A 25,227-nucleotide genomic window follows, 5' to 3' on the forward strand; every position below is an offset into this window, starting at 1 on the left:
CAGTATAGGCAGATTACAAAATTTCGCAAGTTTTTTTAAAGAAAATTTAATAAAAATAATGAAAAGTTCAAATAACAATCTAAAAGTATAGTTATCCGTCAAATTTAACTATTAACATATTGAACTGAGCTAGCATCCATCATAATTCATTTATTTTTACTTTATAGGTATAATACGAATAAATAATTACTCAATTTAAATGAACTAAATATTCCAATAACATCGTTGCTTTCAATCCTAATCGCCTGCTATTACTCAATCAAACGTCTTGTTCTTGAAAATTAATCCTTATTAAAATTTGATCACTAACTTACTCGTATTGGTATAACTACCAGCTCGCCACACGTTAACTCGTATTTAGATTAAGACAATGAGTTTTAGATACAAAAAAGCCAAAAGTTAAACTTCTGGCTTTTCGTTTAAATATACGTCTCGATTAAGCTGTTATGACTTCTAACCCTGGTGCTGGCATAGTAACTGTATCTTCGAAGCTTGCCCATTCCCAAGCGGATTCAGTCGTCATTAGTTTACGAAGTAATTTATTATTAAGATCATGACCTGATTTAAATGCAGTTACTTTACCTAACAGATTATGGCCAGTCATAAATAAATCACCAACACAATCTAAAATTTTATGCTTAACAAATTCATCTTGGTAGCGCAAACCATTTGGATTAAGTACTTTGAATTCATCTAGAACAACCGCATTATCCATACTGCCACCTAAAGCTAAATTATTAGCGTGTAGATATTCAATATCTTTCATAAAACCAAAAGTTCTTGCTCGACTGATTTGCTCAGTAAAGCTTTTCGCCGTGATATCTAAACCAATACGTTGTTCACTATCATTAATAGCCGGATGATCAAAATCAATTTGGAAATCAATATGAAAACCATCATACGGTTCAATTTCCGCCCACTTATCACCATCTTCAATGCGTACTTTTTCAGTAATGCGAATAAAACGTTTTGCAGCTGATAACTCTTCAATCCCGCCTTTTTGTAAAAGGTATATAAATGGTAGCGCACTGCCATCCATAATAGGGACTTCAGGACTATCTAATTCAACAACTAGGTTATCAATACCTAATGATGAAATTGCAGCAACTAAATGCTCAGTTGTTGACAAACGAACTCCGTCTTTATTAATCAAACATGTACATAGCTGAGTATCCCCCACGGCTTCAGGTGCGATTGAAAAATCAACCACAGGCTCAAGGTCTACACGGCGAAATACGATCCCAGTATTTGCACCGGCAGGTCGAAGAGTAATAGAAACCTTTTCGCCCTTATGAAGTCCAACTCCAATGGCGTTAACTACTTGACTAATCGTACGTTGTTTGATCATAGGCAGTTCACTCATCAATGAATTAATAATAATTTGGCTGCAGATTCTATCATAAACAAGCCAAACTTACAACAAACTTGTTGTATTAGCAACCAACTTATATTTTATATTTGACGATTTTGATTAGTCAGCTTGCTTGCGTAAAAAAGCTGGAATATCAAAATAATCACCCTGCTCTGCTTTTACAGCTTCAGGTGTTTCTTTTGCTGAATCGACTTCTACTGGCGCACTCACTGATGATGAAACTTCCTCAGAAGTTTGATTTGCAAAGTTTGGTACAAATACTCCAGGGTTGGTCGCTGAAGTATTAGTTTGAGTAGCTGCGACATCAGAACCTGATGCTTTTTTAAAGCCATTATCGACAATACCAAATTGTGCTTTTCTTTCTCCACCTAAACCAGTAGCAACAACAGTTACTCGTAATTCATCACTCATTTCAGGATCAATTACAGCACCGACTACAACAGTTGCATTTTCTGATGCTAACGCTTTAACATGGTTACCGACGGTTTCAAATTCTTCAATCGCGATATCCATACCAGCAGTGATATTAACTAAAATGCCTTTAGCACCTGTTAGATCAACATCTTCTAATAAAGGACTAGAAATTGCGGCTTCAGCAGCTTCTTGAGCACGATCCGGACCACTTGCAGATGCAGTCCCCATCATTGCTGTTCCCATTGCAGACATTACAGTTCTAACATCCGCGAAATCCACATTGATTAAGCCAGAACGGGTTATTAATTCAGCAATACCTTGTACTGCACCATAAAGTACATCATTTGCTTTTGCGAATGCATCTAGAAGTGTAGTCCCTTTTCCTAAAACTTTAAGTAATTTATTGTTAGGAATTGTAATAAGTGAATCGACTGTCTCGGCTAATTCATTAATACCATGATCTGCTGCAGATGCACGTTTTTTACCTTCAAAATCAAATGGACGAGTGACAACTGCAACCGTTAATATACCCATTTCTTTTGCCATTTTAGCAACAACAGGTGCTGCACCAGTACCTGTACCACCGCCCATACCAGCTGCGATAAATACCATATCAGCACCTTCAAGACCTGCTTTTATTGCATCAATATCTTCTTCCGCAGATTGACGTCCAACTTCTGGATTTGCCCCAGCGCCTAAACCAGAAGTGATCTGTGTGCCCAACTGAATTGTAGTATCAGCTGAAGAACGACGCAGCGCTTGTGCATCTGTATTAGCAGCAATGAAACGTACACCTTCAATTTGCTTTTTAACCATGTGCTCAACAGCATTACCGCCGCCGCCGCCAACACCAATAACTTTTATGACAGCTTCTTCGCTGTGTTGTTCCATATAATCAAACATTGTTACTCTCCGACTTGAGTAAAAAATTTATTAAAATTCGCCCTGAAACCATTTTTTCATTCTCCCCAACCAACTTACATCATTTTTTTCTGATGTTTTTTGGGCATTTGCAGTTTGCATTGTTTGGCTATATTGTAATAAGCCTACAGCTGTTGCAAATGAAGGGTCATCTACATAATCCGTCAATCCAATCATCCCGATAGGACTGCCTATTCTAACTGGCATTTGGAATATATCTTCCGATACTTCCAATGCACCTGTCATTTTTGCGCTACCGCCTGTTAAGACAATACCCGCAGCAATTTGGTCTTCATAACCCGAACGGCGAATTTCCATCAATGCCAGTTCAAATAATTCTTTAAATCTCGGTTCTACAACTTCAGATAAAGTATGGCGAGACATCGTTCTAGATGGACGCCCACCCACACTCGGTACTTCTATTGTATCTTCAGTACTGGCCATCGCACTACTTGCACATGCATATTGTACTTTTAGAGATTCAGCATGTGAAATGGGTGTACGAAAAATCTTAGCGATATCTCCGGTCACTTGATTACCCGCAACAGGTATCACAGCAGAATGACGTAAAGCGCCATTGGTATAGATGGTTAAATCCATAGTACCACCACCAATATCGATAACAGAAATACCTAACTCTCTTTCATCTTCAGTTAAGACTGCATGACTTGATGCTAAAGCGGTGTAAGTTAATTGGTCAACAGTTAAACCACAACGCTCAACACATTTTTCAATATTTTTTGCCATGTCATTTGAACATGTAATAATATGCGCTTGTGTTTCCATACGAACACCACTCATACCAAGAGGGTTTTTAATACCTTCTTGCATATCAACACTGTATTCTTGCGCTATCGCATGCAACATTTTACGTTCAGCGGAAATAGGCACAGATCTGGCCGTATGCATTACATTATCAATATCATCTAAGCTAACTTCGGTATTATTAATAGCAACAACACCATTTTCATTTTGGCATTGAATATGTTTTCCAGATATCCCCAAGTATACTGAACTAATGCGACAATCAGCCATTAATTCGGCTTCATCTATGGCTCTTTGAATTGATTCTGAGACTAGATTGAGGTCGTTTACTCCACCTTTATCCATACCTTGAGATATTTGGCTGCCAACACCAACTATGCTTAATTTGTTATCTGCAGTGATTTCTCCTACAGTCGCAACCACCTTAGATGTACCTACATCTAAGCCGATAACTAGATTTCGTTCTGCTGACTTAGTCATGCCTTACTCTTTTGTTTATAGTTTTTTTGTTGTAAATTTTGTAAGTCTGCAGCCTTCCAACTAACCGCAAGCCCTGTATCATACCTTAAATCAACTGAATCTACCTCAGCATCTTTACGTTTGAGCATATATGGGTACATATAAATAAATTTTTGGACCCGCTTTAGCTTATCTTTTCTACCTAAATTTAGGTTTATGCCATTTGCTAACCAAAACTGCCAAGCGAATCTTTCAGAAAGTGCTAAACTTATTAATTCAAAATTATTAATATAAAGCAACTCTGAAAATTCTAGGAAAGTATTCAAAGCCTCGACCTCACTCCCTTCAGGACCAAATAAACTAGGTAATTTTTTTGTTATAGTGGATTTAGGCACCTGGAATACAATACCATCAGAATTTAGCAGTAAATCATCATTCCATATCGCAACTGGATTATGTTCAACAACAAAGACTTTTAAGGTATTTGGCCATTGTTTACGAACAGACGCAGTTTCTACCCAAGGTAGTGCAATCACAAGATCTTGAACTTGATTAACATCTAAATCAAAAAAGCGAGATAAATCAGCTTTCTTTATCGCTTTTATGATTTGCTGCTCTGATGTATGCACTGGCTCCCCTAATACAGCTACATGCTTTATTTGTGTTTGGTGTTCATTTTGCAAATAGTGACTAATTGAAAAAAATATTTGGCACAAAGTAATAAGCACAACTAAAAAGAACCCCATGCCAAAGAATCGTGACCAATGCACGTTTTTTTGCCATTCTAAAAAAGATTCTATTTTTTGATTCATTTAAATTTATTTACCTAAAGTTTGTTCTAATATATTCACAACCAATCCCTCAAACGACAAACCACTTGCTTTAGCAGACATAGGAACAAGTGACTTCTCAGTCATGCCTGGCACCGTATTAACTTCTAATATATAAAACTGATTATCTGAATTTTGCATTATATCTACACGACCCCAGCCTTTAGCTCCCACTAAATCAAATGCTTGTTTTGATATTTTCTGTAAAAAATCGGTATCTTTTTTGGATAAATTAGCTGGGCAAAAATATTCAGTACTATTTACTTGATATTTAGCTTCATAATCATAAAAACTTCTAGGGGTTACCATTTCAATAACAGGTAGTGCTTCATTTACTAAGATAGTTACTGTAAATTCTCTTCCTGAAATCCATTGCTCTAATAAAACAATGTCATCATATTTAAAGGCATTTTCAAGTGCAGTTGTCAGTTCATCAGATGTGCTTGCTTTTGCCATACCGATACTTGATCCTTCATGAGAAGGTTTGACCATAACGGCACCAAATTCATGAATTATTTGTCCAACATCAAATGAACTCTCTTTTTCTAATGCTATAAAGTTAGCTGTCGGTAAATTACGTGCCCTAAATAACTCTTTACTGCGTACTTTATCCATTGCTAATGCAGAACCCAAAACACCACTACCTGTGTAAGGTAATTCTAAAAACTCAAGTGCGCCTTGAACTGTGCCATCTTCGCCACCGCGTCCATGCAGTGCAATGAACACACGATCAGTATTGCAATATTTTAATTCGAATAGGTTTCGCTCTGCAGGATCAAAAGCATATGCATTTACACCCGCACTTTGTAAAGCGGACAATACCGCTTTTCCAGAATTCAATGAAACGGCTCTTTCCGCAGAGCTTCCTCCCATTAAGACGGCAACTTTACCAAACTGTTGCCCATTCATGAATTCACCTGCTTTAATTGCTCTATATTTAACTTCATTAGAGCTAAAGATTTCACCAATTGACCTATATTTCCCGCGCCTTGAGTTAAAACAATATCGCCATCTTGTAATACACCACTTAAAACAAACGGTAACTCACAAGGCTCATCAATATAAACAGGTTCTTTGCCTCTTTGGCGTAGACTTCTGCATAAACTTTTACTATCTGCTCCCGCTATCGGCGATTCCCCCGCAGAGTAAACTTCAAGTAATAATAAAAGATCAACATTTGTCAGTACCTTAACTGTTTCTTCATATAGATCTCTTGTTCTTGAATATCTATGAGGTTGGTAAGCCATTACCAAACGCCTATCAGGCCATCCGTCTTTAACAGCCTTAATCGTGGCTGAAACTTCTGTTGGATGATGACCATAATCATCAATCAACATCACTTTACCATTACCCGTTTCAAATTCACCATATTGCTGAAAACGTCGACCTATTCCTTCAAATTTGTCTAACGCTCGGATAATAGCTTCATCACTAATTCCTTCATCTTTTGCAACGGCTATCGCAGCTGTCGCATTTAATGCATTGTGTTTACCAGGCATGTTTAGCTTCACAACTAACTCAGCACCTGAATTGTTAATAACCTTAAACTGGCTAGTATTCACTGTTTGAGTAAATTCAGTTAATCTGTAATCCGCTTGTTCTGATTGACCATAAGTAATAAATTTACGACCAAATCTAGGTAGTAAATCAGTAACAACAGGGCAATCTATACAAGCAACTACAACACCGTAAAAAGGCAAGTTATGGATAAACTCAATATAGGTATCTTTCATATTTTCAAAGTTACCTTGGTAAGTATCCATATGATCCGCTTCAATATTTGTAATTACTGAAACCATAGGTTGTAAATGTAAAAATGATGCATCGCTCTCATCAGCTTCAGCAATCAAAAACTGGCTTTTTCCTAAACGCGCATTTGTACCTACACTATTTAATAAACCACCAATAACAAATGTTGGATCTAAATCGGCTTGAGCAAAAATGCTCGCAATCAAACTTGTTGTTGTTGTTTTTCCATGGGTACCTGCTATTGCAATACCGTGTCGAAAACGCATAAGTTCAGATAACATTTCTGCACGACGAACAATCGGAATACGATTTTCTTTTGCTTCAATTATTTCAGGGTTTGTCTCATCAATTGCAGTAGAAACAACTACAACGCTGGCTTTTTTGACATTGTCACTTTTATGACCAATAAAAATAGTCGCTCCGGCAGATTTTAACCTGTCTGTCATCGGGCTTTGAGTTATATCTGAGCCAGTAATACAATATCCTTCGTTCACTAAAACTTCGGCAATACCTCCCATACCTGCACCGCCAATACCAATAAAGTGGATACTGTTTACTTTTCTCATTGCTGTTACTTCACTTACTCTGCTCACTAAAATCTCTTTTTAATTTCTACAGGCATAGTTACTATTACTATGCTGTTTTATATAATTAGCCACTTGTTCTGTTGCATCGGTTTGTGCATATAATTTAGCTTTATCTGCCATATCTTTGATTAATTGCGGTTGTTCTATAAAAGGTTGTAATAACTTTACTAAGCTTTGTAGATTTAAATCTCTTTGTTGTAATAGTAATGCGGCTTTATTTGAAACTAAAAATTCCGCATTTGCAGTTTGATGATCATCAACCGCATGTGGAAATGGTACAAATAAAGCCATCTTTCCTGCCGCTGTAATTTCACTTACCGTTAAAGCGCCTGAACGACATACAACTATGTCAGCCCATGCATAAGCAGCTTCAATATCATTTATAAAATGCTCTACCTTAGTATTTAGTGCTAAGTCTTGATAAGATTCTTTGACAGCACCTAAACTACCTTTACCTGTTTGATGCCAAACCTCTATTGGTTTAATTGTATTTAATTGAGAGAATACAGCCGGTAATTCATCATTTAATACTTTTGCACCTAACGAACCACCTACAACTAAGATACGGCAAGACTCAGGTAAAAATTCATGTTTAATATTCGCGACACTTTCTCTTACTGGGTTACCAACGACTTGATAGTCCATCTTAGGAAATGCCCCAGGAAAAGCAGCTAAGACTTGATTCGAGAACTTTGCTAATAGCTTATTGCTCATACCTGCAATTGCATTTTGTTCATGCACAATTAAAGGAATACCTAATGTTTTTGCAGCAAGACCTGCCGGCCCTGTAACATAACCGCCCATGCCTAATAATACATCTGGGTTTTCTTGTTTCATTATTTTACGAGCTTGTAAAATCGCCTTTAACACCATAAAAGGTGCTTTAATAAGTTTTTTTAGACCCTTACCACGAACACCTTGAACATCAATAAACCTTATATTTAAACCATATTTTGGTACTACTTCCGCTTCCATTCTGTCTGATGTGCCTAACCAAACAACTTGCCAGCCTTGGTTTATCAAATACTCTGCAACTGCAATACCAGGAAAAATATGTCCACCCGTACCACCGGCGACTATCATTAATTTTTGTTGTTTTTTATTCATTGTTTTTTTCGTCCTCCGGATGTTGCCTGTCTGGTTGCCATTTTCACTTCAAAATCTATTCTTAACAAAATCCCTATGGCAATTGTCATCATCAACATACTGGAACCACCATAAGAAATAAAAGGTAAAGTAAGGCCCTTTGTTGGCAATATACCAGCACTAGCGCCAATATTTACCATAGTTTGAAATGCAAACCAGATCCCAATAGCAAGTGCAAAGTAACCTTCATATTCTTTGCCACATTGAAGTGCTTTTTTACCTATAATTAAAGCGCGAAAAACTAAAACACATAAAACAATTAATATACTTAAAACACCAACAAAACCATTTTCTTCAGCTATTACTGAAAAAATAAAATCGGTATGCGCTTCTGGTAAGTACTCTTGTTTTTGAATACTATTACCTAAACCTTGGCCCCACCAACTACCTCTACCATATGCCATTAATGACTGTACTAGTTGGTAACCTTTACCAAAAGGGTCATCCCAAGGATCCCAAAAAGATGTGACCCTTGCCCAACGATAGGGAGAAAAGACAATTAACACACCAATCAACCCCCCACCAGCCATTAACAACATAAAAAACTGCCATAACTGAGCACCAGCTAAAAATAGTAAGCCGACTGTTGTAACAAACATTACGACGACAGTACCTAAATCTGGTTGCATTAAAATAAGACCTGCATAAACTACAAATACAGCTATTGGTTTAATGAAGCCTTTAAAGTTTTCTTTTACTTCAGTGCGTTTACGTACTAAATAACCAGCTAAATAACTAAAGAAATATAATTTAGCTATCTCTGCAACTTGCATATTAAAACGGCCAATGCCAATCCAACGTGTTGAGCCATTAACTTCTCTCCCTATAATGAGAACCAGAACTAATAAAGCGATCCCCACTAACAATAAATAAGGATTGGCTTTTTTCCACCAAGACATAGGCAAACTTACGCTCACGGCCAAGTAAAGAAAGCTCAAACCTAAAAATATGCCATGGCGCACGGTAAAATGAAATGGATTATTATATAAACGTTCTGCAACAGGCATAGATGCACTTGTTACCATCACAAAGCCAACACCTATCAATAAAATAATACAATAAATAATGACAGGATCATAAATTGATGAAGCTCCATTATCATTATTTAAAAGCAATTTGCTTTTTAGGTTAACAAACGAAGTCATGGGTTAACCTTTTTTTGTAATACTAATTGTGAAAAATCATCTCCACGAGCCATAAAGTTGGCATACATATCTAAGCTCGAACAAGCGGGTGCTAATAAAACGATATCACCTGATATGGCTTGATCAAAAGCTAAGTTTACAGCCTCTGCCATCGTTTTAACTTTTAATGCCCCATGACTTAAAGTCGATATTCGTTCAGCATCTTTACCTAAGCAAACTAACTTTTTCACATATTTGTTAAAGTAGGGCTTTAAAGTTGAAAAGTCGGCCCCTTTTCCATCACCACCTGCGATTAAAATGATATTTTGATCACCACTAGTTGTTGCCAAACTTTCTATAGATGCAATACATGCACCCACATTGGTTGCCTTAGAATCATTAAAGTATTTCACATTATTAAATGAAGAAACTAGCTGACATCTATGATCTAATCCTGAAAATTCACTAAAAGTTTCTTTGAAAATAACAGACTCTAAATTCCAAGGAGATAATAATGCCATTACGGCTAATGCATTTAGTTGATTATGCTTTCCTTCAACTTTTAAGCTTTCAGTTTCAAATAGGACGACTCCTGAAGCACTAAAGTAATTTTTACCATGTTGTTCAAGCAAACAAAAGTCAGCACTTTCAGCAGAGAAACTCAGTTTGTTTTTCACATTAGTAGGATAAGTTTTTTTATCGTCCAAACTATAAATCGCATATTCACAGTTTTCATAGATCTTATGTTTAGTCTGGGTATATTCAGTCATATCCGCATATCTATCTAGATGGTCTTCTGAAATATTCAGCACTGTTGCACTAACAGCTTTTAGACTTGATGTTGTTTCTAATTGAAAGCTTGATAACTCCAAAACAAAAACATCAATATTTTGTGTCAACAAATCTAAGATTGGTGTACCTATATTTCCACCTAGTCCTACTTTAAAACCTGCTTTTTCTAATACTTTGGCAGTTAAAGTTACTACGCTTGACTTACCATTAGAGCCAGTCACTGCAATAACGGGTTTTGAGTTAATACGAGCGAATAACTCAATATCACCAATCACTTCAACACCTAATGAAACAGCGAAAAAAACATCTTTTTGTGCCAATGCGATACCTGGACTAATAATGATTAAATCAGCCTGTGACAAGTTAGCTTCCGTTAATTCACCTAAATTTACTTCTACCTCAGGTGCCTTTTCTTGTAACCAATCTAAACCGGGTGCATTTAAACGACTATCAACCACTTTTGGGGTAATGTTATGTTGCAGTAAAAAGCGTACCGTGCTGAGCCCTGAAATTCCCAGACCAAGCACAATAATATTAATTTCTTTTAACTGCTTCAAATATGTCATTTATCTAATCTTCAACGTTGCTAAACCGGCTAAAACTAAAACGACTGAAATAATCCAGAAACGTACAATTACTCTTGGCTCTGGCCAACCTTTTAATTCATAATGATGATGTATTGGTGCCATTCTAAAGATCCTTTGACCTCTTAATTTATATGAACCAACCTGTAAAATGACGGATAAGGCTTCCATAACAAATACCCCTCCCATAATAACTAATATTAATTCTTGTCGAACTAAAATAGCGATAATGCCCAATGCACCACCTAAAGCTAAAGAGCCAACATCTCCCATAAATATCTGAGCCGGATAGGTATTAAACCATAAAAAACCAAGCCCAGCTCCAACTATGGCTGTACAAACAATAACAAGTTCACTAGTCAAAGGTATGTAGGGAATATTAAGATAATTTGAAAAGTTTACATGACCAGTAACATAGGCAATGAAAGCAAATGCAGCGGCAACTAAAATAGTCGGTACTATTGCTAAACCATCTAAACCATCGGTTAAGTTAACTGCGTTAGAGGTACCAACTATCACAAAGTAACTCATAACAATAAAGAAAATACCAAGCTGGGGCATAACCTCTTTAAAAAATGGTATTAAAAGTGCAGTTTCGGCATCTAACTGTTGTGTGAAAAATAAAAAACTAGCTGTTATTAAAGCAATTACTGATTGCCAAAAATACTTCCAACGGGCAATTAAACCATTGCTATCTTTACGAATTACTTTTCGATAGTCATCCACAAAACCAACTGCCCCCAAAGAACCAATAACAAATAACGTTACCCAAACATATTTATTACTTAAGTCAGCCCACAATAAAGTACTGGTAAAGATAGAAGCTAAAATTAATAATCCGCCCATAGTTGGCGTGCCAGATTTAGCAAGGTGAGACTCAGGTCCATCATCACGTACTGTTTGTCCTATCTGCATACGTTGTAATGCTTTAATTAATTTGGGACCAAAAGACAAAGAGATTAATAAAGCAGTAAAAATACCTAAAATAGCTCTAAATGTCAGATAAGAAAATACATTAAAACCAGAATGATATTGCGTTAAATACTCAGCTAACCACATTAACATGAGAAATCTCCTGAGATTTTACTTTGAAGATCACATGATTTTTTCTTATTTATAATATCTTGCACTAATAATTCCATAGCCGCACTGCGCGACCCCTTAATTAATATTGTTATTTTTTCAGTTTTATTATGTTGAGAAAAATCCATTAAAAGCTGATTTAAAAGTGCAGTTCTATCCATAAAATGCTGTGTTTTTTTATATGAAAGATTATGTTCATAAAATGCTTCATGAGCGCCTAGGCTTAAAGTACCCAAAGTATAAAGCTGATCTATTCCTTCTGATTTAGCATAAGCGCCTACTTCTTGATGATAAATTAATGCATTTTCACCTAACTCTCCCATATCACCTAAAGCTAAAATTGTATGACCTTGTATCTGTTTAAGTAGATCTATAGCTGCTTTTACAGATTGCACATTTGCATTATAACTATCATCTATAATGGTTATGTCATTATTGAGTTCAATTAAATTTACTCGACCTTTAACTTGCTTTATTTGAGATAAACCTTGAGAAATTTGTTTGAGAGGAATACCTAGCGATAAGGTGAGTGCTGCAGACGTTAAAGCATTTTTTATATTATGCTCACCAGGTAGTTGAAGCTGAACAAAAGCGGTTTCATTTTCAATGCTCAAATTAAAACTAGCACGCCCTAATTGATCAAACTTGATACTGTCTGCCCAAACATCTTTTTGCTCAGAGCTTGAAAATTGCATTATTTTTTTAGATGTTAAGCTATCAAACCAAAAATCATGATAAGTACTATCGAAATTTAATACAGCTGTACCAGCATCACTTAAACCATTAAAAATTTCACTTTTTGCTTTCGCTACACCATCAATACTGCCAAAACCTTCTAAATGCGCTTCAGCTACATTACAGATGGTTGCAACATCAGGCTTAACTAAATTACTGGTATAGTTAATTTCACCTACATGATTTGCACCTAGTTCTATAACAGCATATTTATCATCTGGCTTTAAGCGTAATAAAGTGAGTGGTACACCGATGTCATTATTGAAATTACCTCTTGTTGCCAATACTTTAGCGTTTAAACTTAGAATTTTAGCTGTCATTTCTTTAACAGTGGTTTTACCAACACTGCCTGTGATTGCAATTGTTTTTGGTGCAACATCGGCTTTAACTGCACTGCCAAGTAAGCCCAGCGCAAGTCGTGTATCTTCGACAATAAATTGCACAATATCTTTTGTATTAAGTTCACTTAATATATCTTTTTCGACAATAACGGCACTTGCACCTTGGTTTATCGCTTGCTGAACAAATTTATGACCATCAAAATTAGCGCCTTTAAGCGCTAAAAACACTTCATTTGAAGTGATTGTGCGTGTATCTGTATTTATATTACTTACAGATTTATTATTCTCATTAATATACTTTAGGTTTTCAGTCACCCTTAAAACTTTTGCTATCCATTTAAAATCCATTGGGATCATTAGTAATCACCTATTAACAGCTGTTCAACCCAAGCTCTATCGCAAAAGTCTATTATTTTATTGCCTATGATTTGATAGGCTTCATGGCCTTTGCCTGCAATCAAAATAACTTCGTTTTCTGATGCTTGTGACACTGCCAAAGTAATTGCTTTACCTCTATCAGTTTCCACATGCACGTTATTCATATTTGAAAATCCAATTAAAACATCATTGATAATATCATCTGGATTTTCAGTTCTTGGATTATCACTGGTAACCACTATTTTATTTGAATATTTTTGTGCCGCCTGAGCCATTAAGGCTCGTTTTCCTTTGTCTCTATCACCACCACAACCAAATATACAAGTAACGCCGCCAGGTACATGGTGCTGTAATGCTTTTAATGCTAATGCTAAAGCTTCAGGTGTATGAGCATAATCAACGATACAAGTTGGTTTATTTAAACCATAAAAAGGCTGCATTCTTCCTGCAATGGTTTTTAAATTATTTGCAGCTCCAAATACTTTTTTTATTGGGTAACCTAAACCTAAAACCACTGCAAATGCAGCAGCTAAGTTATAAAGGTTAAACTCACCAAATAAAGGACACGTTATTTCATTATTAACGTCAGGATCATCCCAACTAGTAATAAATTGGGCTTCTATGCCATTAGATGTGTATTTCACTTCATTAAATAAAACATATAAATGGTCTGACAAAGGTTCTTCACCTTTACCAAATAACACTGTATTTTTAAATTTATACGATTTAAGCCAATCAGTTGTTACTGCGTCGTCTAAATTAAATGCATTTAAATTTGCCTCATATCGAGTAAACAACTGTAATTTAGCTTCTGCATAACTTGCCATATCACCATGATAATCCAAGTGATCTCGAGATAAGTTACTGAAAACACTAGCACTAAATTGACACTCATCAACACGCCCTTGATTCAAACCATGAGATGAAACCTCCATAGCAACTAAATCTATATTTTTTTGTTTTAAAGTTGATAACATGTGCTGTAGTGCAATAGAAGAAGGTGTCGTATTATTCAAGGGTGCTAAGTCGTCTAAGCTACCCCAACCTAAAGTACCTATTACAGCTGACTTTTTCTCGCATGCTGCAACCAAATTAGCAATCATACTACTAATAGTTGATTTACCATTGGTACCAGTCACGCCTATTAGTTGTAACTTATGACTCGGGTTTTTATAAAAATGTGCACTTAACTTTGCTAACTTTCTATTTAACTGGCTGACTTTAATTACTTTAGATAATTCAATTGCGCTATCAATCTGACACTTACTATCAGCGATTACTAATTTTGCACCTTTATTAAATGCAGATGATATAAATTTAGCACCATCTAATTCATAGCCTTTAATAGCAATAAAAGCATCACCCGGTTTTACTTCTCGACTATCTAATACAAGGTTACTAATTAAGGTTGAAGGTGAATTCACACCTATTAGAGCTAAACTTTCTTTAATATCAATCACGATTAGCTCCTACTTTAGTTGCTGCAATAGTATTGAGATCAGGTGCAACATTTAATATGCGTAAAGCGCCAGACATAATTTCAGTAAACGCTGGGCCTGTTGTAGTGGCTCCATAATATTCATCACCACCTGGTTCATTAACCATTACCACAACCGATAACCTAGGATCTGACACTGGACCAACACCGGCAAAATAATTCACATATTCATCACCGTAACCGCCTGCTACCGCTTTTTTAGAAGTACCCGTTTTTGCAGCAACACGGTAACCATCAAGTTTAACATTCGGTGCTGTGCCACCTCTTTCAAAAACACTTTCCATCATTTTAAGTACAGCATTGATATTTTTCTGTTCTAATATTCGCTCACCATACATAGGCGTATCTTGCTTTAAAATTGTCAGAGGACGGGAAATACCACCTGAGCCTAAGGTGGCATAAAAACGAGATAATTGTGCAGTACTAATAGCCAATGTATAACCAAAAGATAAAGAAGCAATTTCATGATCAGACCAACGGCGTCTGGGTGTAAACAAACCGCTACTTTCACCTATCATGTTTGTGCCTGTATCTTCATTAAAACCTACTTTTTCATATAGACCTACTACAAAATTTTTTGGCAGCTCTTTTGTTACTTTAGCAACACCCATATTGCTAGATTTTTTAATAATTTGCCTTAAAGTCATCTTGCCATAATTACGAGTATCTTTAACAATACTACCACCGACTCTCATATAACCCGGATAAGTATTAATTATCGTATCTTCTGCAATGGTGCCATATTCAAGACCTGCTAAAATAGCCAAAGGCTTTACAGTTGAACCTGGCTCAAATAAATCAGTAATAGCACGGTTTCTTCGTTTATGAGGTAATGCATTTTTTAGATTGTTAGGGTTATAAGAAGGGCTGTTGACCATAGCCAATATTTCTCCAGTTTTTACATCTACAACCATTGCTGAACCTGACGTTGCCTTAAAAGATAATACTGCGGACTTTAGTGCTTTATATGCAATAGCTTGAATACGTTGGTCAATACTCAAATGAATAGATTCAGGCTCCACCCGCTCTCTTTCATCTAAAATTTCAATTTCACGACCTTGAGCATCTTTACGATAAGTTCTTCGCCCATCAGTACCCGTTAAAGCATTATCATAAAGCTTTTCCATACCTTCAATGCCTTTACCATCAATATTGGTAAAACCAAGCACATGAGCTGTTACTTCTCCTGCCGGATAGTATCTTTTAGATTCATCAATTAAATGAATGCCAGGTAATTTTAATCGTTTGATATACTCAGCGACAGCTGGTGTAATTTGACGTTGTAAATAAATGAAGCGTTTTGTTGGATCGCCCACCAAACGATAATCAATTTTATTTTGTTTTACTCTTAAAACATCAGCAAGCTCTTTCCAGCGAATATCTTGCTTATAATGCTCTTTTACACGTTTTGATAATAAAGCATCATTTTCAGCTAATAATTTAATATTCTCACCTTGTTTTTTAGCTTGTTTTAATACTTTTTTTACCAACCCTTCATTTAATCTTTTAGGGTCAACATAAACACTGACAACAGGAACACTTACAGCGAGTTCTTTGCCCATTCGGTCAAATATCATGCCTCTTTGAACATGCAGTTTTTTAACACGTAAAGTTCTTTTATTACTTTCATTTACAGCCATATCTGGTTTAATAATTTGAATATAAGCAGCACGAGCGGCCAAACCAACAAAAACAATAGATATACAAAAGCAGACGATGATAAATCGACCATGATGAAAGTTTGATTTTACTTTTTTTCTTTGCACATTTCTCATGGCAAGATCACTACCTGTTCATCTTTACTTTGTGGTCTTTTCATACCTAATTTAGATTTTGCAATTTCCTCAATACGCACATGCTGAGCATAAAACTCTTGTTCAACTAGTAAGTAACGCCATTGCAAATCTAAATCATCCCGTTGTTGCAATAATTTATCTTGTGAAATCAATTCTTGCCTAGAGGCATAAGTTACCTGCACGACCGATAGTGCAGAAATAAAAATGAGAAAAAGTAATAAACATACTATTTTCTCTTTAAAAAAACCTTTCAATATTTCACTGAAGAGGTTAGGCTGCCTAGTGCTATTTTTTATAGCACTACTTTTTGTATTCATTCCAATCTCTGAGCCACTCTCAGTACTGAACTCCTAGCCCTATAATTAAATTCAAGCTCTTCTTTACTTGGCTTAATCGCTTTTCCAATTGATTTTAACGTCAAATCTAGCTTTAATTGCTTATCTGTTAAAGGCAAACCTCTTGGTACTGGTTTACCTTTACTTTGACGCTTAATAAATTGCTTAACAATGCGGTCTTCTAACGAGTGAAATGAAATAACCACTAAACGACCACCCGGTTTTAATACATCTAACGACCCATTAAGAGCTGTTTCGATCTCTTCTAACTCACTATTAATGTAGATTCGAATAGCTTGAAAGGTACGGGTCGCAGGGTGCTTATGTTTATCTTTTACAGGCACAGCTTCGTCAATTAATTTAGCTAATTGCGCAGTACTTGTTATAGGCGTTTCATCTCGCGTTTCTAAAATCTTATGAGCTATACGGCGACCAAACTTCTCTTCACCATATTTTTTAATCACAAAAACAATATCTTCTAACTCAGCTTCAGCCAACCATTGTGCTGCACTTCGACCTTTAGTTGGATCCATCCGCATATCTAATGGACCGTCTTTCATAAAACTAAAACCACGTTCAGCATCATCTAACTGGGGTGAAGACACGCCTATATCTAATAAAATTCCGTCAACTTTACCTAAAATCCCCGCATTTTCCGCAACCAATTTAATTTCAGAAAAAATATTGTGCGCAATTGAAAAGCGTGCATCATCTTTATACTGCAAAGCAGATACAATTGCTTGAGGATCTCTATCAATGGCTTGTAATGTGCCATTTTCACTTAGCTTTTTAAGTATTTGGCCTGAGTGACCACCACGTCCAAAAGTACCATCAATATAAATACCATTGGGTTTAATCGCCAGCGCTTCAATTGTTTCTTCAAGTAATACCGATATATGCTCTTGTGTTGCTGTCGATTTTTCCACTTTTGTTCGTATTCCTATATACAGATACAATAAATTTATTTTTTAGCTAAAAAGAAAAGTCTTTCAAACCGTCTGAGAGTTCAAATTCACCCGCTTGTTCTTGTTTTATATCTAATTTCATTTGTTCATGCCATATATGCTCGTCCCACAACTCAAATTTATTGAGTTGTCCCACAAGCATAATTTTTTTACTTAAGCCTGCATGCTCTCTTAAAGGTGATGAAAGCAAAATACGTCCATTTTTATCTATCTGACAATCCATTGCATTACCAAGTAAAACTCTTTGAACTCTGCGCTCACTAGGGTTCATATTAGATAACTTGAGTAATCGTGCTTCTATCACTTGCCATTCAGGCAAAGAATAAAGTAATAAGCATCTTTGCTGTAAGTCAACTGTACACACCATGTGGCCATCATTATCAGCATGCAGCATTTCGCGATACTTGGTTGGAATTGCCAAGCGTCCCTTGCTATCTAAGCTGACTGAATGTGCTCCACGGAACATAAAATAAACCTTTTTATTGTTTTTTAGCCTTTAAAAACCACTTTTACCCACCATTTACCACGAATATCAATTTTAGGACTTGACAAGCATATTTGTCAAGCAAACTTAGAAGTTAAATCTTAGCGTTAGACCATAAAAAATAAGGGTTAAAACAAAGCGATTGAATTTAATGGTGAAATAATTAAAAAATTAAAAAACGACCTGATAAATAATAAAAATACCTTCCAATGCTCATATTATATACTTTTAACTATCAATTTAATTTATATAGAGTATTTTCACTAAGCTAAAATCAACTATACTAAAAAACAGAATTTATTAATCACTAACTATAGGTATGTCATGCTTAAACATTCTCTTTCAGGATTAGCGCTTTGCTTATTCAGTACAGCTACTTTTGCTCATTGGAATTTAGATAACGAACTATCACGCGTTAACTTTGTTTCTGTCAAAAACAACACCATAGGTGAAAGTCATTATTTTAAAAAATTAAGCGCTTCTATCAATGATGGCGGTCTGTTTAAATTAGAGATTAACTTGGTAAGTGTTGAAACTTTAATTCCCATTCGTAATGAAAGAATGCAAAAATTTTTATTTAATACAGAAGTATTTCCTAAACTGAATTTAACATCGGATCTGTCAAGTCAACTTAAGAACCTTAAAAAAGGACAAAGTAGTATTTTAAAAACAAAAGCGGATTTAGCATTAAATGGCATCAACAAACTAATCACTATTGAAGTATTAGCAACGCAACTCGCTAATGGCGATATTGTTGTTACATCATTTATGCCTGTGATCATAAACCCATCAGACTATAATTTAACTTCTGGTATCGATAAGTTACAGGAACTTGCAAAACTACCTGCTATTACTCATTCCATACCAGTATCTTTTGTATTAACACTCAAAAAAGCTAATTAATGAACTTAAGTGAATTATTAGAGGTAGGTACACCACCTCTAGACACTTGGGATCCTGATTATTGTGGTGAAATGCCAATTGAAATAAAAAAAAATGGGTCGTGGCATTATATGAATAGTCCTATAGATAGAAAATCTATGGTAAAATTATTTTCCACTGTATTAATACAAGAGTCTAATGAATATTTTCTCAAAACTCCTGTTGAAAAAATAAAAATTCAAGTTGAAGATGCCCCTTTTTTAATTACCGACTGGAATTGGCAAAAAAGCGAACAAGGTGATGTTTTATGCTGTATAGATAATTTAGGGCGAAAATATCTTTTATGTAAAAATCACCCCTTAACTTTAAAAGAGAATAATTCAGAAGGTAAAAAAGGTACGCTATTGCCTTATTTAATCTTAAATCATGGCTTAACTGCTAAAGTCAGCAGAAACGTATATTATCAATGGGCCCAATTAGCAAAAAAAATTAATAATAAATTTTATATAAAATCTGCTAATGAGCTGTTTTTATTAGGTTAAATGATAGGTTTATATATAATTTATTCAAAAAGGCTATAGCTTACTCATTTAGTCTTTTTTATCTTGACCTAGCTTCATAAAAATGAAATTATACTGAACAAATATTAACCACAACAATTATAACAATGGTTCGGGTCAGTGGAAGATTCAACAATCGCGTTAAATAAGGTTATTAAATATAACCAACGCCTTAAAAAATTACTTAAAAAATATAAGCATTTTCATAATATGCAAGATGCACTTATTCAGCTTTCCGAACAAGCAAGCACAGTGTCTGAACTGACACTTTTATACCCAGCTATACATCAAATTTTAGCCTCATATTTACCCAGCAAAAATTTCTATGTTGTGTTAATAAATGAAGAAACTCAAAAATTAGAGTTAAATTACTTTATAGATGAAAAAGATAGTATCAAAGTTCTGTTAACTGAAGATAACCATTTTGCTCATAGTTTAACTGGTTACGTATATAAAACTGGAAAAACCCAATATTACACCAAAAATTCAATTCTCAAAAACACTGAACTTAATAAATTTAAGCTACAAGACTCACCTTGTGAACACTGGTTGGGCGTTCCTATATACAAAGATGAGATTATCCTTGGTGTTATGGTGACTCAATCTTATTATCCAGAACAGTCATACTCTAACTCTCAGATAGAATTAGTTGAAATTATCTCTCTTTACCTTTCAACAGCTATCGAGCGTGTAAAACAAAGAGAATCTTTAAAAAGCGAAGTAAAATACAGAACATCTGAACTAACAAATACAAACAATGCACTTCAAATAGAAATCGAACATAGAAAAAAAACATTAAAACAGCAACAAATTTTATTTAAAATTTCAGAACTAGCGACACAAAGTAAAGACTTAGACGATTTTTATTTTCAAATACATCAGATTATGAAATCAATAACTTATGCTGAAAATCTTTACATATGTTTATATGATAAAAAAGATAATAAACTCACATTTCCTTACTGGGTTGATAGCATAACGGGCAACTATCATGAAAGAGTTTTTTCCCAAGGATACTCAGAGTATGTGATCAACCAAGGAAGTACACAGCTTTTGAACCGTGCTAAAGCAAATAAATTAATTGATCTCGGCACAATCAAACGCACCTCAAAAAATACGCAAGCAACTTCATGGTTAGGTGCCCCGCTCATTTCAGAAAATGGTGTTATTGGTATTATAGCTTGTCAATCTTATGCTAATACATATTCCTATACAGGCGGAGATGTAGATTTAATTAACTTCGTTTCACAACAAATTGCAAATGTACTACAAAAGCATTTAACCATGGCTGAATTAGAACAAAGCCATGATCAACTTGAACTTCGCGTAACTAAAAAAACACAGGAGTTACAACGCAGTAATCACTTCTTGCAACTGCAAATAGAAGAACGAAAAAAAATAGAGTTACAGTTATATCATGATGCGCATCATGACCCTTTAACTGGATTAGCTAATCGCAGTTTATTTATGTCAAGACTTGAACAAACGCTCAATCAACATTTAAGACACCCACAGCCTGGTTTTGCCGTTTTATTTATAGACTTAGATAATTTCAAAGAAATAAACGATAAGTTAGGACATCAGGTAGGTGATTCATTTTTAATCCACATAGCAAATACTTTAGGTCTATGCATTAGAGAGCATGATTTATTAGCTCGCTTAGGCGGTGATGAATTTGTAATTTTGCTCACTCATATATATCACCGCCATGAAGCCCTCGAAGTCGCGGAACGTATCATTGATTCATTATCTCGCCCGTTCCAACAAAATAATAATGTAATAAATTCAGGCGCGAGTATTGGAATAACCAGCAGTGATTATGGCTATAAACATACAGATCAGATAATGAAACATGCTGATTCTGCGATGTATCAGTCAAAAAATAGTGGCCGTGGCCAATATGCACTTTATCAAAACGACAACTGTAAAAATAACTTTCAAGAACTCGCTCTGCTAAACTCGTTTGACGTTAATGAAGTTTATTTTAAAGCGAACGCTATTATAGATCTTAACACTGAAAACCATATAGCTTGCATGATAGATAGATTTTGGTTTCATCCAACACTTGGCAAAATAAAGTTTAATCAAATCAAGCAATACATTCCTGAAGAGATTGACTTTCATAAGACTGAAATATCATTATTACCAAAGATAGGGGATTTTATTCGATGCAAACATGCAATTTTAGTCAGTTGTAGTATTGAACTTTTAAAAAACAAACTGTTCCATGAATTATTTACTCAACTTAAAAATTTAAACATTTTGAGTAGATTATGCTTACTATTTAATGAAAATGATTTACGTCATATCAGTAATGACCAGAAAAGTAATATTACTCAATTAAAAAATCTTGGAATCAAAATTGGCTTAGATGACTATGGACATACACGTTGTGATTTAAGTATTTTAACGCAATACCAGTTTGATTTTATTTTACTTAGTTCATTAATGTGTAAAAGAATAATAAAAAACAAAGCGCATCAGCTTCAATTGCAAGGTGTTTTAGCTGTTGTAAATCTAACTCAAGCCTCTGTTATTGCCAAAGGCCCAAGTATTTTAAATTATCAAAAATCATTAAAAAAATATGGTATTACTCTATACTCAAGCCAATATGAATATATTCACCATAAAGCTAATGACAAAGAAAACCTATATTCATAAGTTATTTTTTAAGCATAGCTCTCAGTCCTGCAACCTTAGATTGACCTTTTTCCATTCTTTCAGCCTGGCTAGTCGGTTGTTGTCTCGATTCATATGCTAAATCAGCTTGCGGTAACTCTTGTACAAATCGACTCAGTTCAGTCGTTGAGGTTTCGCCATATTGACGACGTATTTTAGCATAAGTAAAGATCAATTCTCGTTGCGCTCTCGTGATCCCCACATAGGCTAAACGCCTTTCTTCTTCAATATTGTCTTCATCTATACTCACTTGGTGAGGCAACAAACCTTCTTCCATGCCAACCATAAATACATATGGATATTCCAAGCCTTTTGAAGCATGTAAAGTTAGCAATTGCACTGCATCGCTTTCTTCTTCATCTTCATTTCGTTCCATCATATCCCTTAAGGTTAACTTAGTAACCACTTCAGCTAAGGTCATAGGTAGATTTTCATCGTTACCCACTAACATATCTGTGATCCACTTATATAACTCAGAAACGTTTTTCATTCTCATTTCAGCGGCTTTACCACTCGGTGATGATTCATATAAATAATCTTCATAATCAATTTGATGGATCATGGTTTTTACCGCTTCTAAGGTATCTCCTCTTACTGCATTATCAGATAGCTCTACTACCCAACGACCAAAACCTTGCAGGGCATTAAAACCACGCCCCGATAAACGATTTGTTAATTCGTTATCAAAACATGCTTCAAATAAACTGATATGTTTTTCATTTGCTAATGTACCTAGCTTCTCAAGAGTCACAGTACCTATTTCACGCCTTGGTGTATTAACAATACGTAAAAATGCATTATCATCATCTTGATTAACCAATAATCTTAAATAAGCCATAATGTCTTTAATTTCTGTTCTAGCAAAAAATGACATCCCACCACTAATTTTATATGGTATGCGGTTAGCCATCAGAGCTTTTTCAAAAATTCGTGCTTGGTGGTTACCGCGATATAAAATGGCGTAATCTTTATAGTTGGTACGCTGCATAAATTTATGTGAGATTATTTCAGCTACAACACGTTCTGCTTCATGCTCTTCATCGCGTGTGCCTATAACTTTAATTTGCTCACCATAAGGTAATTCACTAAATAGCTTTTTATCAAAAACATGCGGGTTATTATCAATTAGAATATTGGCAGACTTTAATATGCGTTGAAAACTACGATAATTCTGTTCAAGTTTGATTAATCTTAGTGATGGAAAGTCTTTACTCAATAATACTAAATTTTGTGGTTTAGCACCACGCCAAGAATAAATAGATTGATCGTCATCTCCTACCACTGTAAAACGCGAACGCTCACCTACTAAATATTTTACTAACTGGTATTGACTGGTATTAGTATCTTGATATTCATCCACTAATAAATAACGAAATCTATTTTGCCAACGTAAAGTCACTTCTGGAAACTTAGCAAGTAATAAAGTTGGGATCATAATCAAATCGTCGAAATCCAGCGCATTATAGGCACGTAATTGAATTTGATAGCGCTCATAAAGTTGTGCAAATAATACCTTTTGCGGCTCTCTCGATTCTGCAATTGCTTGCTTTGGAATTATAAGTTCATTCTTCCAATTGGATATTTGCATTTTTAAAGAGTTTAGTAGGTCCCTATCTTTTTTAAGCTCTTTTTCTGTTAAATCGTTTAACAATTGTGTGGTATCTTGATCATCTAATAAGGAAAATCCCGGTTTATATCCCAAAGTTTTTATTTCTTTTTTTATGATCTCCAAACCTAATGTATGAAAGGTTGAAATCCAAATTCCTTTTGATTCTTGTTTTCCCAAAGCTTGCTTTAATCTTTCTTTCATTTCTTTAGCGGCTTTATTAGTAAAAGTCACCGCCGCAATATTACGTGCTTTGTAGTCACATTTTTGAATCAAATATGCAATTTTATTAATAATTACACGAGTTTTACCTGAGCCAGCGCCGGCTAAAACTAAGCATGGTCCACTAATATATTTTACAGCTTCATCTTGCTTTGGGTTCATTTGCATCGTGAACAAAATTCCTGAACTATTATCTAAAAAGAAATGAAAAAATAAGAAGCGAGATTTTATCAAATTAACTATTAAAATACTGCTCTCATGGGTACCATATAACAAAATATACCCATGATACCTAAAAATTCGCGATTTCAGCGAAAATTAAACAGGATTTAAGTAAGGCACTAATTGAAGATAATGGTTGTTCCCTTATCAAAATTAATAACGCAACATAAACCCTGTTTAAACTCGCCGAGACGGAGCTTATGAGCAAACCCACTTCATCGTTGCGTTGGTTCCAAAGGTGCCTAAATTCCTGCATCAACACGCCTTGAATTGGGCTCACTCAGATAGCTCTGTAACCTGCATGTTGAAGTAACATGGGTATTCGCTAACTAAAATAATTGAAGGTTAAAACAAATGATAAACCCTAAAAAAATAGAAGAAATTGCTAAACAAATTACTGAAAATATGCCTCAAGGCGTTAAAAAAATTGCTGAAACAGTAGAAAGTAAAACAAAGCAAGTTTTACAAAATAAGTTATCACAAATGGACTTTGTTTCTCGCGAAGAGTTTGAAGTGCAAACACAAGTTTTGATCCGAACACGTGAAAAGTTATCTAGGCTAGAAGAGAAAGTGGCGCAACTTGAAGTTTTATTAGCTGAAAAAGAATAAGTTTTAACTATCTTCTGTTAAGAGTGCAGTTGGAAACTTTTTATTAAAAGGGTTAGTTTATTTTAGGGCTAAATAAAATGATTTAGCCC

At 35.0% G+C, this 25,227-nt stretch carries 21 protein-coding genes; 4 read left to right on the forward strand and 17 right to left on the reverse strand.

Annotation, left to right across the window (positions count from 1 at the left end):
- Positions 1–436: 436 nt before the first annotated feature.
- The 16 genes from lpxC to mraZ all read right to left on the reverse strand — a co-directional run bounded on the left by lpxC (position 437) and on the right by mraZ (position 18,340).
- Positions 437–1,348 (reverse strand): UDP-3-O-acyl-N-acetylglucosamine deacetylase, encoded by a 912-nt coding sequence (lpxC, locus tag CJF42_RS08255; RefSeq protein ID WP_095366290.1) that lies wholly within the window; start codon positions 1,346–1,348, stop codon positions 437–439.
- Between the two features lie 123 nt (positions 1,349–1,471).
- Positions 1,472–2,689 carry a cell division protein FtsZ gene (gene ftsZ / locus CJF42_RS08260; protein WP_095366226.1) on the reverse strand — a complete coding sequence of 406 codons (1,218 nt, stop codon included), beginning with the start codon at positions 2,687–2,689 and terminating at the stop codon, positions 1,472–1,474.
- A gap of 30 nt (positions 2,690–2,719) precedes the next feature.
- The gene (ftsA, locus tag CJF42_RS08265; RefSeq protein WP_095366227.1) at positions 2,720–3,952 is read right to left on the reverse strand and encodes a cell division protein FtsA; all 1,233 of its coding nucleotides are present in this window, start codon (positions 3,950–3,952) and stop codon (positions 2,720–2,722) included.
- Entirely contained in the window at positions 3,949–4,743 is a 795-nt protein-coding gene (locus CJF42_RS08270; protein WP_095366228.1) for a cell division protein FtsQ/DivIB, read from the reverse strand. The genes ftsA and CJF42_RS08270 overlap by 4 nt, the downstream gene beginning before the upstream one ends.
- Positions 4,744–4,749: 6 nt before the next feature.
- Positions 4,750–5,670, reverse strand: a complete 921-nt coding sequence (locus tag CJF42_RS08275) for a D-alanine--D-alanine ligase (protein WP_095366229.1) — start codon at positions 5,668–5,670, stop codon at positions 4,750–4,752.
- On the reverse strand, positions 5,667–7,076 hold the full coding sequence (gene murC, locus CJF42_RS08280; protein ID WP_095366291.1) for a UDP-N-acetylmuramate--L-alanine ligase: 1,410 nt from the start codon (positions 7,074–7,076) through the stop codon (positions 5,667–5,669). The genes CJF42_RS08275 and murC overlap by 4 nt, the downstream gene beginning before the upstream one ends.
- 39 nt (positions 7,077–7,115) lie before the next feature.
- Complete coding sequence (gene murG / locus CJF42_RS08285) at positions 7,116–8,204, reverse strand: undecaprenyldiphospho-muramoylpentapeptide beta-N-acetylglucosaminyltransferase (RefSeq protein WP_095366230.1); 1,089 nt, start codon at positions 8,202–8,204, stop codon at positions 7,116–7,118.
- On the reverse strand, positions 8,201–9,388 hold the full coding sequence (ftsW, locus tag CJF42_RS08290) for a cell division protein FtsW (protein ID WP_095366231.1): 1,188 nt from the start codon (positions 9,386–9,388) through the stop codon (positions 8,201–8,203). The genes murG and ftsW overlap by 4 nt, the downstream gene beginning before the upstream one ends.
- The gene (gene murD / locus CJF42_RS08295) at positions 9,385–10,725 is read right to left on the reverse strand and encodes a UDP-N-acetylmuramoyl-L-alanine--D-glutamate ligase (protein WP_095366232.1); all 1,341 of its coding nucleotides are present in this window, start codon (positions 10,723–10,725) and stop codon (positions 9,385–9,387) included. The genes ftsW and murD overlap by 4 nt, the downstream gene beginning before the upstream one ends.
- Positions 10,726–11,808: a phospho-N-acetylmuramoyl-pentapeptide-transferase gene (mraY, locus tag CJF42_RS08300; RefSeq protein ID WP_095366233.1), complete on the reverse strand. Its 1,083-nt coding sequence runs from the start codon at positions 11,806–11,808 to the stop codon at positions 10,726–10,728.
- On the reverse strand, positions 11,802–13,259 hold the full coding sequence (locus CJF42_RS08305) for a UDP-N-acetylmuramoyl-tripeptide--D-alanyl-D-alanine ligase (RefSeq protein ID WP_095366234.1): 1,458 nt from the start codon (positions 13,257–13,259) through the stop codon (positions 11,802–11,804). The genes mraY and CJF42_RS08305 overlap by 7 nt, the downstream gene beginning before the upstream one ends.
- Positions 13,259–14,740, reverse strand: a complete 1,482-nt coding sequence (locus CJF42_RS08310; RefSeq protein WP_095366235.1) for a UDP-N-acetylmuramoyl-L-alanyl-D-glutamate--2,6-diaminopimelate ligase — start codon at positions 14,738–14,740, stop codon at positions 13,259–13,261. The genes CJF42_RS08305 and CJF42_RS08310 overlap by 1 nt, the downstream gene beginning before the upstream one ends.
- The gene (locus tag CJF42_RS08315) at positions 14,733–16,553 is read right to left on the reverse strand and encodes a penicillin-binding transpeptidase domain-containing protein (RefSeq protein WP_095366236.1); all 1,821 of its coding nucleotides are present in this window, start codon (positions 16,551–16,553) and stop codon (positions 14,733–14,735) included. Before CJF42_RS08315 ends, CJF42_RS08310 begins: the two co-directional genes overlap by 8 nt.
- Positions 16,550–16,891 carry a cell division protein FtsL gene (ftsL, locus tag CJF42_RS08320; RefSeq protein WP_095366237.1) on the reverse strand — a complete coding sequence of 114 codons (342 nt, stop codon included), beginning with the start codon at positions 16,889–16,891 and terminating at the stop codon, positions 16,550–16,552. Before ftsL ends, CJF42_RS08315 begins: the two co-directional genes overlap by 4 nt.
- Positions 16,888–17,835: a 16S rRNA (cytosine(1402)-N(4))-methyltransferase RsmH gene (rsmH, locus tag CJF42_RS08325; protein WP_095366238.1), complete on the reverse strand. Its 948-nt coding sequence runs from the start codon at positions 17,833–17,835 to the stop codon at positions 16,888–16,890. Before rsmH ends, ftsL begins: the two co-directional genes overlap by 4 nt.
- A gap of 46 nt (positions 17,836–17,881) precedes the next feature.
- On the reverse strand, positions 17,882–18,340 hold the full coding sequence (gene mraZ / locus CJF42_RS08330; protein ID WP_095366239.1) for a division/cell wall cluster transcriptional repressor MraZ: 459 nt from the start codon (positions 18,338–18,340) through the stop codon (positions 17,882–17,884).
- Between the two features lie 342 nt (positions 18,341–18,682).
- On the opposite strand from mraZ, the gene CJF42_RS08335 reads away from it, so the two are divergent.
- The 3 genes from CJF42_RS08335 (at position 18,683) to CJF42_RS08345 (ending at position 22,461) form a co-directional block, all read left to right on the forward strand.
- The gene (locus CJF42_RS08335; protein WP_095366240.1) at positions 18,683–19,261 is read left to right on the forward strand and encodes a YceI family protein; all 579 of its coding nucleotides are present in this window, start codon (positions 18,683–18,685) and stop codon (positions 19,259–19,261) included.
- The gene (locus tag CJF42_RS08340) at positions 19,261–19,782 is read left to right on the forward strand and encodes a DUF1285 domain-containing protein (RefSeq protein ID WP_095366241.1); all 522 of its coding nucleotides are present in this window, start codon (positions 19,261–19,263) and stop codon (positions 19,780–19,782) included. The genes CJF42_RS08335 and CJF42_RS08340 overlap by 1 nt, the downstream gene beginning before the upstream one ends.
- Before the next feature lie 138 nt (positions 19,783–19,920).
- Complete coding sequence (locus CJF42_RS08345) at positions 19,921–22,461, forward strand: sensor domain-containing diguanylate cyclase (protein WP_095366242.1); 2,541 nt, start codon at positions 19,921–19,923, stop codon at positions 22,459–22,461.
- A 1-nt stretch (position 22,462) separates the two neighbouring features.
- On the opposite strand, the gene rep is transcribed toward CJF42_RS08345, so the two are convergent.
- On the reverse strand, positions 22,463–24,475 hold the full coding sequence (gene rep / locus CJF42_RS08350; RefSeq protein ID WP_095366243.1) for a DNA helicase Rep: 2,013 nt from the start codon (positions 24,473–24,475) through the stop codon (positions 22,463–22,465).
- A gap of 408 nt (positions 24,476–24,883) precedes the next feature.
- On the opposite strand from rep, the gene ubiK reads away from it, so the two are divergent.
- Complete coding sequence (gene ubiK, locus CJF42_RS08355; RefSeq protein WP_095366244.1) at positions 24,884–25,138, forward strand: ubiquinone biosynthesis accessory factor UbiK; 255 nt, start codon at positions 24,884–24,886, stop codon at positions 25,136–25,138.
- Positions 25,139–25,227: the final 89 nt, after the last annotated feature.

This window comes from Pseudoalteromonas sp. NBT06-2 (assembly GCF_002276045.1).
Classification (GTDB): domain Bacteria; phylum Pseudomonadota; class Gammaproteobacteria; order Enterobacterales; family Alteromonadaceae; genus Pseudoalteromonas.